At 49.2% G+C, this 11,550-nt stretch carries 9 protein-coding genes; all 9 read right to left on the minus strand.

The window, feature by feature from the left end; translation table 11 throughout:
- Positions 1 to 33: 33 nt before the first annotated feature.
- The gene (locus ACQ76X_RS17505) at positions 34 to 1,383 is read right to left on the minus strand and encodes a dihydrolipoamide acetyltransferase family protein (RefSeq protein ID WP_438495217.1); all 1,350 of its coding nucleotides are present in this window, start codon (positions 1,381 to 1,383) and stop codon (positions 34 to 36) included.
- Positions 1,384 to 1,427: 44 nt separating this feature from the next.
- Positions 1,428 to 2,399: an alpha-ketoacid dehydrogenase subunit beta gene (locus ACQ76X_RS17510; protein ID WP_438495218.1), complete on the minus strand. Its 972-nt coding sequence runs from the start codon at positions 2,397 to 2,399 to the stop codon at positions 1,428 to 1,430.
- A complete protein-coding gene (locus tag ACQ76X_RS17515; protein ID WP_438495286.1) occupies positions 2,396 to 3,352 on the minus strand; it encodes a thiamine pyrophosphate-dependent dehydrogenase E1 component subunit alpha in 957 nt (318 codons plus the stop codon). The genes ACQ76X_RS17510 and ACQ76X_RS17515 overlap by 4 nt, the downstream gene beginning before the upstream one ends.
- Positions 3,353 to 3,690: 338 nt before the next feature.
- Positions 3,691 to 5,124 (minus strand): glycosyl hydrolase family 28 protein, encoded by a 1,434-nt coding sequence (locus ACQ76X_RS17520; RefSeq protein ID WP_438495219.1) that lies wholly within the window; start codon positions 5,122 to 5,124, stop codon positions 3,691 to 3,693.
- Between the two features lie 356 nt (positions 5,125 to 5,480).
- Complete coding sequence (locus tag ACQ76X_RS17525) at positions 5,481 to 7,067, minus strand: extracellular solute-binding protein (protein ID WP_438495220.1); 1,587 nt, start codon at positions 7,065 to 7,067, stop codon at positions 5,481 to 5,483.
- 81 nt (positions 7,068 to 7,148) lie between these two features.
- Positions 7,149 to 8,021 carry a carbohydrate ABC transporter permease gene (locus tag ACQ76X_RS17530; RefSeq protein ID WP_256718262.1) on the minus strand — a complete coding sequence of 291 codons (873 nt, stop codon included), beginning with the start codon at positions 8,019 to 8,021 and terminating at the stop codon, positions 7,149 to 7,151.
- Positions 8,022 to 8,050: 29 nt separating this feature from the next.
- Complete coding sequence (locus ACQ76X_RS17535; protein ID WP_438495221.1) at positions 8,051 to 9,025, minus strand: ABC transporter permease; 975 nt, start codon at positions 9,023 to 9,025, stop codon at positions 8,051 to 8,053.
- Between the two features lie 50 nt (positions 9,026 to 9,075).
- The gene (locus tag ACQ76X_RS17540; protein WP_438495222.1) at positions 9,076 to 9,216 is read right to left on the minus strand and encodes a hypothetical protein; all 141 of its coding nucleotides are present in this window, start codon (positions 9,214 to 9,216) and stop codon (positions 9,076 to 9,078) included.
- A gap of 25 nt (positions 9,217 to 9,241) precedes the next feature.
- Positions 9,242 to 11,455, minus strand: coding sequence for a helix-turn-helix domain-containing protein (locus ACQ76X_RS17545; RefSeq protein ID WP_438495223.1), 2,214 nt, complete (start codon positions 11,453 to 11,455; stop codon positions 9,242 to 9,244).
- Positions 11,456 to 11,550: the final 95 nt, after the last annotated feature.

An 11,550-nucleotide genomic window follows, 5' to 3' on the forward strand; every position in this document is an offset into this window, starting at 1 on the left:
CTTCGCAAAACTGACTTCGGAAGCGTAGGCTTCTCACAGCAGCAGCAGTGCCGGTTTCTCTACATAGGCTTTGATTTTTTGCATAAATTGCGCTGCAACCGCCCCATCCACTGCTCTATGGTCAGCGGTCAGACTGATGTTCATCAGGGGTCGGATGACAATCTCTCCATTCACTGCGACCGGGGTGTTCACGATGGCATTGACTCCCAGAATAGCGACCTCCGGTTGATTGATAATCGGCGTGAAGGACTCCATCCCATACATTCCCAGATTGGTAATGGTAAAGGTGCCTCCCGTCATCTGCTCGGAGGTCAAGCTGTTATTTCTGGCTCCTGCCGCCAGCCGTTTCACTTCCAGCGATATTTCGGCCAGCCCTTTTTGCGCGGCATTCTTGACCACAGGAACAACTAGTCCTTCATCCAGTCCCACGGCTACGCCGATATTGGCATAATTTCTCATGACTAGCTCGGTTCCCTCAATGGAGCAGTTCAGAAGTGGAAACTCCAGCAGGGACTTGGCTACAATACTGACCAGTAAATCTGTATAAGTAACCTTGAGCGTCTCCTTCAACTGCTGTCTCAGCGCACCCAGGGCCGTTGTATCCAGCTTCATATTGTAGGTCACAGTCGGAGAAACCGCCTGGCTTTCCAGCATTCGTTTGGCGATGATTTTGCGCATGCTGTTCATCGGCACGCGTTTGACTTCCTGCACGGCAGGCTGTACTGCGGTCTCTACCGCTGTCTGATTGGAGGCTGCTGCGAAGGAGCGGATATCTTCCTTCATAATTCTTCCTTCTTTATGGAGCCCGGAAAGATCAATTCCAAGCGCCGCCGCTTCCTTAGCCGCCGCCGGAGATATTTTCAATTTATCCACGGATCTGCTGCCGCCTTCTGCGGCATACTTGCGCACATCCCCTTCGGTAATTCTGCCCTGCGGCCCGCTCCCTTTCACCTGCTGCAGATCAACGGACAACAACCCTGCTGTCTTCTTCGCATACGGCGAAGCCTTGATTCTGCCCCCGGCAGCATGAACCGACGTTTCACTGGAATCAGACGTAGCTGCTCCGGCATCAACCAGAGCTCCGGCCTGTTCAGGAGCAGAAGCTGCCGGCACCCCGCCCCCACCGAGCAGAGCGGAAATATCCTCACTGGCATTGCCTATGACAGCAACCGGCTGGAAAATCTCAACAGTGCCTTCCTCTACAATGATTTTCCGCAGTACACCGCCAACCTTTGCTTCAACTTCATTGGAGATTTTGTCGGTCTCCACATCAAACAGGATTTCCCCTTGGGCCACGGTGTCCCCTTCAGCTTTTCGCCAATTGGAGATTGTCCCCTCGGTCATAGTGAGCCCTAATTTGGGCATAACAATAAGTTCAGCCATTGTACACCTCCGCAAGTTTGCTTACTGACATTTCCTGAGCCTGATCAGAACATGCTCTTGATGCCCTGAATAATATCATCCGTATTTGGCAGCACGTAGGCTTCCAGCGCCGGAGAATAAGGAACGGGAGTATTAAGTGCACCGATTCGCACAACAGGAGCATCCAGCTCGTCAAAACACAGCTCGGAGATCATGGCGGACAGTTCGCCCCCGAACCCGCCCCGCTTCACTTCTTCGGTTACAACAAGCGCCCGGTGCGTTTTGGCGACTGAAGCGAAGATCGCTTCCTGGTCAAGCGGATAAAGCGAGCGCAGATCAATAACCTCTGCTTCAATTCCTTCTTTCGCTAAAGCTTTTGCTGCACTAAGCGCATCATCCACTTGCTTGCCATACGTAATAATGGAAACGTCGCTTCCTTCCCGCTTGACGCTGGCTACGCCAAAAGGAATCGCGGCCACCTTGTCATCCACCTCATATTTCTTGGAATACAGAACCTTGCTCTCGATATACACCACCGGATTGTCATCTTCAATCGCGGTCAGCATCATCCCCCAGGCATCCTGGGCGTTGGAAGGATAGACCACCTTAAGTCCAGGAACATGCGTCACCCAGGCCTCCAGTGATCCGGAGTGCTGTGCCCCCGCACTGATTCCACCGCCTGCCGGTAGCCGCAGTACGAGCGGCACGGAGATTTTGCCGCCGAACATGTATCGCATCTTCGCAGCCTGATTCACCAGTCCGTCCATGCCGAAGGTCAGAAAGTCAATGAACATCAGCTCGGCAACAGGTCTCAGCCCTGTTGCTGCTGCCCCTACGGAAGCCCCAACAATAATTCCTTCGGAAATCGGGGTATCCCGTACCCGCTCTTCACCGAATTGCTCCCAGAGCCCCTTCGTTACCCCGAAGGTTCCTCCGTACGGCCCGACATCCTCCCCAAGCAATACCACATTCGGGTCCTCCAGCATTTTGCTGCGCATACCTTCACGGATTCCTTCACCATAGGTCATTTTTCTCATCTGCTGCGCGCCTCCTCAACGATATCGGAATAAATATCTTGAACCGAAGATTCCAGAGCCGGATAATCGCTGGCAAAAGCGAAATCAAGCGCCTCCTGAATCTCCCCGTCAACCTCATCCTCGATCTGCTTCAACTCGTCTGCCGTCATTAGCTTGTGCTCCATAAGGTACTCCTCAAATCTGGGAATCGGGTCCTTTAGCAGCCAGGCCTCTACTTCTTCCTTTGGTCGGTAAGCTCCCGGATCACCTTCGAAGTGTCCATGCTGTCTGTATGTTTTGAATTCCAGCAAGGTAGGACCTTCACCATTTCTCGCCCGCTGTACCGCCTCTTGCACATGTTCATACACCGTAACCACATCGTTGCCGTCGGCCGTAAGGGAAGGCATGCAATAGCCCTCGGCACGTTTGGCAATATCCTTGATCGTCTGATGTCTGGCCTGGCTGACCGATATCCCATACAGATTGTTCTCACATATAAAAATTACTGGCAGCTTCCATAAACTCGCTAAATTCATCGCTTCATGAAATGTGCTCTGATTCGTGGAAGCATCTCCGAAAAAGCACACGCTGACCTGATCGCTTCCTCTATAATGAGCGCTCCAAGCCGCCCCGGTTGCAATCAGATGGCCTGCACCAACAATTCCGTTGGCGCCCAAAATGCCCAGCTCCGCATCTGCAATATGCATCGAACCACCTTTGCCTTTACAGTATCCGGTTTCTTTGCCGAACAGCTCTGCCATCATATATTTCAGATTCCCGCCCTTGGCCACGATATGTCCATGCCCCCGGTGGGTACTCGTAATATAATCGTCATCCCGCAGATTGGCGCATGCCCCGACGGCTATTGCTTCTTCCCCGATGTACAGATGAACAAAGCCCGGTATTTTTCCTTCAGCAAAAAAGGTAGATGCAGTCTTTTCAAATTTCCGGATACTCAACATCTTCCGGTACATCCCGCTAAGCAATTCTTTTGAAATATGCAAGTGAATCCCTCCTCTTGATTTGGCCTTCACCTATATACAGAGCAAATTTCGTGCCAACTTTGCAGGATTCTCTATTTTTATTTTTCCAGGCCGGTTTCCTGGAATTATAGCTGTCAGATGGGATATCCGGTCGAGTGAACGGCGGCAGCAAAAAAAACACCCATTCCCAAAAAGGGAAAAGAGTGTTTGAGATTTTCCCATTATGGGAAGTTTCCCGGAATGGGAATATAGATGAGTTAACCAAAAGCTTCCGCTTATAACATCCAACGAGTATATGTATGAAACATGGACTCGTTTTTGTAGTTAGATCAGGATTTTATTTGACTCACATATGCTCCGATAACAACATCCTGCGAAAGATCCAATAGCCTGCCATTTATCGTTACATTCTGAAACCTCACGTTCTCTACCCGGCGGGTTTCATCATAGCCTGCTACATGGGATGGATTAGTGCAGCTGCCGGAATAGCATATATTTCGGAACAGAATATTCCGGATGATCTTACCGGGAGCTGGATTGTATTTGAGGTTCTGAAGCACTCTCACGTTAAACAACTCTCCGAGTTCAAAAGGTTCAATGCGTATATCCTCGTAAGTAACATTCTGCACCGTGTTATTGTCACCCGCATTGATCGCCAGACACCCCCAATAGTCCGGCTGAGGCTCGTGATGTTCAAGGATATCGATATCGTGGAATAGAATATCTTCAATTACATCCCCATTGCCTTCATGGTTGCCGTGCGTCCCGATATTGGCCGGATGGGCTACATCCGCCCAAAGAATCGAACGGGTAACGGCAACTCTGCGGGTATCGCCCTGGTAATCGCCGCGCGAAGCATAGATGGCGATACAATCATCTGAGGTGCGGAGAAATACTCTGTCGATCTTCACATCCGAGCAAGCCATCATATCTATGCCGTCAGACCAGCCGCGGGTACTGAAGGTTTTGATATTCCGGATGTCGATTCGCTCTGATTGTCCCAGCAGAACCGTATAATGGGGCGGATCAATAACCGTAATGCCTTCAATGGAGATGTTCCGGGAATAGCTGATTTCCACGCCGCGGTAATAGGTCGTCTTCTTGAAATCCGACATATACAGAACCCCCCTGCCGCGAATCTGCACATCATGGACATGACTGCAAATAAAACCGCCATAAACCACGGCCCCGCCCGCGATATAAATCACTGTATTGGAAGGTACTTCAAGCCGGGCTGGATCCAAGCGGTGAATGCCGGGTGCAAAATAAACCACCTTGGGTTTCTCCGCCGCAGGCAAACTGGCCAGGGTCTCCTGGATTTCTGCCGTGACATGGGTTCCCGGTTCCAGAGTAAGCACTTCCGAACCGGCGATAGCCGGGATATTCTCATCCATTGGATTGGCGAAAATATGCAGGTTGTGGAACCGTTCCCCGTCCGCTTCCAAGGATAGCTGCCGCGGGCCATCCAGCCGGAGCAGCATCACATTCCCTTCGCATTCACAGTTTATATCCGCCGATAGAGGACGGACAACAGCTTCCTTAACGACTCCGCCATTCTTCACAATCTCCAGTTCTACCGGCCCGGAACAATCAAACGAGACCATGGAGGCATTGCACACTTCATGCATATCCACCTTCACATTGTGACAGAACAAGGGCTGCCATTCCCCCTGCGGCCTGCGGACCTTCACCGAGAAATCCGGGTTTCCAGCGGCACCTTCCGGCACCGGATATACTACCAGCTCTGTATTTGCTTCCTTCATGATGTTAGACTCCCTCCGGCATAGTGAGGAGACCGGCTTAGAAGCAGACACGTTCTCCGTGTACCGCTTAAGCCGGTCTTCCGTTTCTCACACTATATAGATTGAACTGAGAAGTTTAGAGTAAAGGTTCAGTCGCAACTGCGGGGAATGTTTGGACTTCCGGCCGCTGTTGTCTTCGGATTTCTTGATTATGACTGCTGTACGCGGTTGAAATCCGAAGACTGCTTATGCTTTCGAAGCGAGCTTTCCTACGGAAAGCTTCCAGGCGGTCGCTATCGCTCCTCCAGTTCCAAACTTCCCCTCCGTCGCTCCGCTCCCTTTCCTCAAGTTTCAAGTTCAATCTATATAAGTTCATTTTACTTGCTGCGTTCCTCATAAATCTTTTGTGCTTCATCAAGTTCCGTCTGGCCGCCGGAATTGAGCCACTGGGACCGGAAATCATCAAAGTCTTTATCCGTATTGGATTCGCCGGAGATGGCCTTGATATAATACTGCGCCTGAAGTGTATTCAGGATGGCCTCGTACTGCGCTTTCGTTGTCATCACCGTTGACTGCATCAGATCGGTTAGGACCGTCAGTCCCTCCACATTCGTCAGTTTTTCCTTGTAAGCAAGCTTTTCCGGGGAATAGTGGTGCTTCATCATCGAATTGACCTTGCCGCCAAAAGGATTGTAGAAGCCGGTACCTAACTCACCCATTAATTCTGTTCCCGTTGCCGCTTCTGTAATTACCGCCAGATCACCTTCCAGATTATAAGAGTTTCCTTTTTCTCCAAAGGCTGTGGTCAGATAACCTTCATCATCGCTAGTGACATATTCAAGAATCTGCAAAATTCTGATCCGTTTGGCTTCATCCTTCTCAAGCTGTGCGCCGAATAACAGTGGCGGCTGCAATGCTCCGTTTGCCATGGCATATTTCTTGCCATCCGGACCGGTGAACGGGACCCCTGGAACCAGTTCAATGCCCTTATCCTTAGAGACCAGGCCAAAGTAACCGTCATCATATAAATGATGCCACATTCCGGTCTCAATAAGGCCGGTGCGCAGGCTGATAAATTTGGTTTGAATTTCGCCGTTGCCGTCCGTAATAAACTCGGGATCGATAATCCCTGCTTTATACCATTTATTCAGCAGCTTCAGCGCATTGCGTGCTTCCTCCGTAACCGCACCATAGGTCACTTTGCCATCGGCATCCAGCTTAAACTGGTAAGGAGCTACACCGTAAGCCGCGAACACTGTATTGAACAGCTGTGCCTGGGCATCCTTGCCGCGTCCTGTTAGGCCATACGTGTCTTTTTTGCCGTTGCCGTCGGGATCATTATTCGTGAATTTGGTCAGAACATCTTCAAGCTTCGTAAGATCCTTGGGCGGCTCGCTGTATCCGACAGCCTTCAGCCATTGCCCGTTGAAGGCGGGAACAAAGCCCGTTGCACCTTCACCCCATACCTTTGGCACACCCCAGTTTTTCCCGTTGTAAGTACCAGGGTCCCAGGCGTTGGGATCAACACTCTCCACATCCGCCGTATATTTAGGCATGTATTTCTTAATCTCCTCTTTGGAAATGCTGGCAAGGATGCCCTGATCCGCCCATTGCACCATATCGCCGACAGTTCCGTCCACGGATATAATGTCGGGGATTTCACCGGAGGCCAGCATTACGTTAAATTGTTCTTTCCATGTTGCCGTCTCAAAGGTGACATTCTTAAACTTGACATTAAATTTCTGCTCCAGAAACTTCTGGACATAATTGTTGTCCGCTTTCGGTTTGTTCCAGTTGTTGGCGAGCGTAATTTCAATCGGTGCTTCTTTGCCGGCATTTGCGGCTTCCCCGGCATTGTTTTCTTTAGCCGCCTTATTGTTCCCATTGCTGCTGCAACCGCTCACAATCAGCGATACTGACATGACCAGCCCCAGCATACCGGTGACAAGCTTCTTTTTATTCATTTCTAATAGCCTCCCTTTTGATCGTTAGCAATTTTATAATTTCATCAAACTGCCGTGAAAGACAGCTTGAGCAAACACCGGTTAACCTTTTAGCGATCCCACCATAGTTCCTTTGACAAAATACTTTTGCAGGAACGGATAGACAATAATGATCGGCAGCGCCGTGAACATCAGGGTAGCCGCTTTAATCGGCTCTGCATAACCCAGTTCAGAGCCCTTAACATCGTTCGCAAACAGGGAGAGATTCTCTCCGGTGATAACCACCCGTCTCAGGAAGGTCTGCAGCACCTGCTTGGAGGGGTCCTGTATGTAGAGAACCGCGTCAAACCAGGCGTTCCAATGTCCCACCGCCGACCATAGCGACAATGTGGCAATGACGGGCAGCGATAACGGAAGTACAAGCTGAAACAGAATGCGCAGATCATTGGCTCCATCAATTTTAGCCGAATCCTCAAGCTCGTCGGGAATCTCCTGAAAGAAATTGCGCAGAATGAGCATGGAGAAGGTACTGATGAGGCCGGGAATAATATAGACCAGACGCGAATCCAGCAGTCCCAGGGACTTGATCAGGAAATACGAAGGAATCATCCCTCCGCTGAAAAACATCGTGAACACAATAATCATTGTGTACACATTGCGGTGCGGCAAGTATTTACGGGAGAGCGGGTAAGCACCAAATGACATGAACAGGATGGAACAAATGGTGCCAACTACGGTACGAAAAAGTGTGTTCCCGAACCCCGTCCAGATATCCGGATTGCCCAGTACTTTCTCCCAGGCGAATAATGAGACCTTCTGCGGGTACAAATGGATTCCCAGTCTCAAAGCTTCCGCCGGTGTGCTGAACGATATGGAGAGCATATGGACGAACGGATACAACATGACGATACATAAGATGATCATAAAAGTAATTAAACAGGCCTGAAAAAGGGTACTACCCCAACTATGTTTCACTGCTTTATCCTCCTATCCGGTTTTTCCGTTTAAAAGATGCCTTGCTGTCCCAGCTTTTTGGAAATAAAGTTCGTAGTCAACACCAGAGCAAAAGCGATCACATTCTTGAACAAGCCGACCGCCGTCGTAAGGCTGAACTGGAAGTTCTGCAAGCCAACCCTGTAAACATAGGTGTCCAGAATATCTGCCACACTATAGGTCGCAGGTGAATAGAGGTTAAGAATCTGATCAAATCCGGCATCCAGCACACTGCCAATCCGCAGAATAAACATTAGGATAATGACCGGTAAAATCGTCGGGAGTGTAATGCTGAGGGTCTGCCTCCAGCGGCTGGCTCCGTCCATGACGGCAGCTTCGTACATTTCAGGCTGTATTCCGGCGAGCGCGGCCAAATAAATGATTGTCCCCCAGCCCACTTCTTTCCATATCCCCGAGGTTACCAGCGTGAAGCGGAAATAATTAGGATTGCCCAGGAAATAAATCGGCTCTAGCCCCACAAGCTGCAGCAGGTAATTCACTACACCGCTCGATGGGGACAGCAATGTGATCAGAATTCCCGAGAGAATGACCCAGGAAAAAAAGTGCGGCAGATACGTCAGCGACTGCGCAACCCTTTTGAAGGTGCTTGAGCGGATCTCGTTGATCAGCAGCGCGAGTATAATCGGTGCGGGAAAGCCGAAGGCAATATGCAGAAAACTGATCGTAACCGTATTCTTCAAAATCCGCAGAAAATCAGGGGACTGAAAGAACAGGAACTCGAAATGCTTGAGGCCGACCCACGGGCTGCCCCAGATGCCATCCATAATCCTAAAATCCTTAAAAGCCAGTTGAATACCGTACATCGGGGCGTAGGCAAACACTGCGTACCAAATCATCACCGGAGCGAGCAGCAGAAACAGGTATCTGCATTTTTTGTACTCTCTCCAGGTTGCTGCAATTCTCGACGGCCGGGCATGGTACAATTTCTTCCCTCCGTCAATTTCCGGACGATTCCCCGGGTTCATGTTGACTGCTCCTTTCCAAAATCCAAAATCCCTCAAACCACATTCCCATCTTAGGGTCCTGAAAGCGCTTTTTCCATTGCAACTTCATTCGAATCTTTATAAAATCTTTCACTTCTGCCCTTAAAAGCATAAAAAAAGGCCGTTGACTGGAAAGCATAACCAAATGCTCCAGCCAACAGCCCTATCATCATCCTGTTTTTCCTTATCATTCTCTTACTATTCGTTCTCTAAAAACAAGGTATCGAGGGCCGCCAGCTGCGAGTTCCGGTATTGGACGGGCGTAACACCAAAACGCGTCTTAAATTTGCTGTGAAAATACTGGGAATTACGATACCCGACCTGCGAGGCGATCGCCGACACCGAAAGGCGCGGCTGGCAACGCAGCAGATCCGCAGCTTTTTCCAGACGCAGCCGGGTTACATACTCAGTAAAAGACTCCTTTGTCCCCTCACTGAACAGTGTGGAAATATAAGCTGGAGCAAGCGATACTTCCTTTGAAAGAATCTGCAGGGATAAATCCTCGTGTAAATAGTCTTCAATGTAATTCTTCAGGGTACGGATCAGATCGGTATGCGCATGGTTGCCCGAATATTTCAGATGCTCGGTAATCTGCATGGACAGCACCCGTATCCCTTCAACCGTACCGGTGAGCGTGTCTTTCTTTAATTCATCAAAGATATTCGAGTGCGGCAGAAAGTGCTGCAGCTTAAGCTCAATCACGGATTGATACAACTGCATAATCAGCTGAAGCAAGGCCAGTTCCACCGCCTCAATCTGCAGCTTGCTTTCCTGGAAAGTCTGCAGAAAATGATCAAGAAAGCTGTTCACGCTATCCTCGTCTCCCGCCTGCAGCGCATTTTTGAAATGATCGTAAGGAAACAGATAAGACGCCGTATTCAGCTCAACGATACTGGAATAGGCAACAATGGAATCCTTCCCGTATAAAAAATGATATCGGTCCGCCTGTTTAGCCATCTGGTAGGAATCGGCGATTTCCTCCGGGTTGTTCACTATCGTACCAATGGCTGCGCCGAAGCTTGACGCTTGCTCTGAAGACTTAGTTTGCTGCAAATCGGCAAATATAACCCTTTCCGGTTCCGGCGCAGCCCGCGGAATATAATAAATAATAGCCGCTTCCTGCTCATTCAAGGCGACAACTACGCTAGGCAAGCAGTGGTCCATCCGCTCATATTGGCTTTTAAAACCTTCACTTCCTTCTTCAAGGTTATTCAGATAAACTATGCAATAGCTGTAATCCGGCCTGATGAATGACTCTACCTCCATTTCCAGGTTTACCCCGAGCAGCAGATTTTTTAAATCATTTTTTCTGGCCTGTGTTTCCAGATTCACTATTTTCTCTTCCAACAAATTAAAGGTGCTGCCAATAAACGCATATTCATTGCCCCATAACGTGACAGAACCCGGCGACTGCAACCCTTTAATCTGCATTACCAGTTTTTTCACCGGAATATACAATTGCTTGGAGAAAAAGAATGACATCAGAAAACCAAACAACACGACCGCCCCGCAGCTGATGAAAAGGCTTTCCTTCAACTGTTCGGAAGAAAGTACAAAAGAATTCATCGGGCGGTACATCGCATATGTCCAGTCATGCGCCGAATGGGCCGGCTCCAGATACGAAAGGACGGCTTTGCCTTCTAACTCCTCGGTGATCTGTTCGCCGTTCCGCCGGTTTTGAATCGTTTCCTTCAGCAATCCGCCTAAAGCTTCATCATACTCACCCGTATGAAGAACGGCCTGCCCGGAAGGGCTAAAGATATACAGCCGGTCAGCCGCAGAACTGAGCATTTGGGCTGCCGCCGTCTGAAGATACTCCATGCCTACATCGATAAAAAAGTACCCCATGGTCGGCACACCCGGTGTCTCATAAGGCAGTTTAATCACGTAGGTCATGACCTGACTTCCATCCGCCAGTGTCCGGAACAGCCATTCTTTAGGCTTCACCCTGTTCAGCTTTAAGATAAACGCCGCTTCCTCCGAATTCTCAGTCTTCATATAAAATTGACTGGAATCCACTACATAATTATTGGCCGGGAAATAAACGGTGACATTGCTGAGCCCTTCATTTTCGATCCTGTAAAAATCAAGATCCTGCCGGAAGGAAGCAATACGGCTCAAATTCCCCTCCCAGCTCTTATTGAGTAGCAGATTCAAATTGAAATTTTCCTGGATAAACCGGATGGAGAGCGCTTTGTTTTGCAGATTATCTTCGTATTTCTTAAGTACTGTCTGTTCGATATAATCCTTAGCGGAATTCAGCCGGTTCTGATTGTCTTTAACAATCTCATCCTCCATGATTCCATTGGTTTGGGTATACCAATACCCTCCCATGATGCCGATCAGAACAACAGACAGGATCGTATAAGACATGATAAACCGTATGAAAATGGTTTTTTTATATTCGGGCATATACATCATCCCCCCTCTTTGTCTCACTCATCGCTTTACACTTTCCATTATAAATGCGATTCCGGTGCTGTATAGCTTTTAGAGATGCAAAGGCG

This window comes from Paenibacillus sp. IHBB 3054 (genome assembly GCF_051594305.1).
In the GTDB taxonomy this organism is placed as follows: Bacteria; Bacillota; Bacilli; order Paenibacillales; family Paenibacillaceae; genus Paenibacillus_AQ.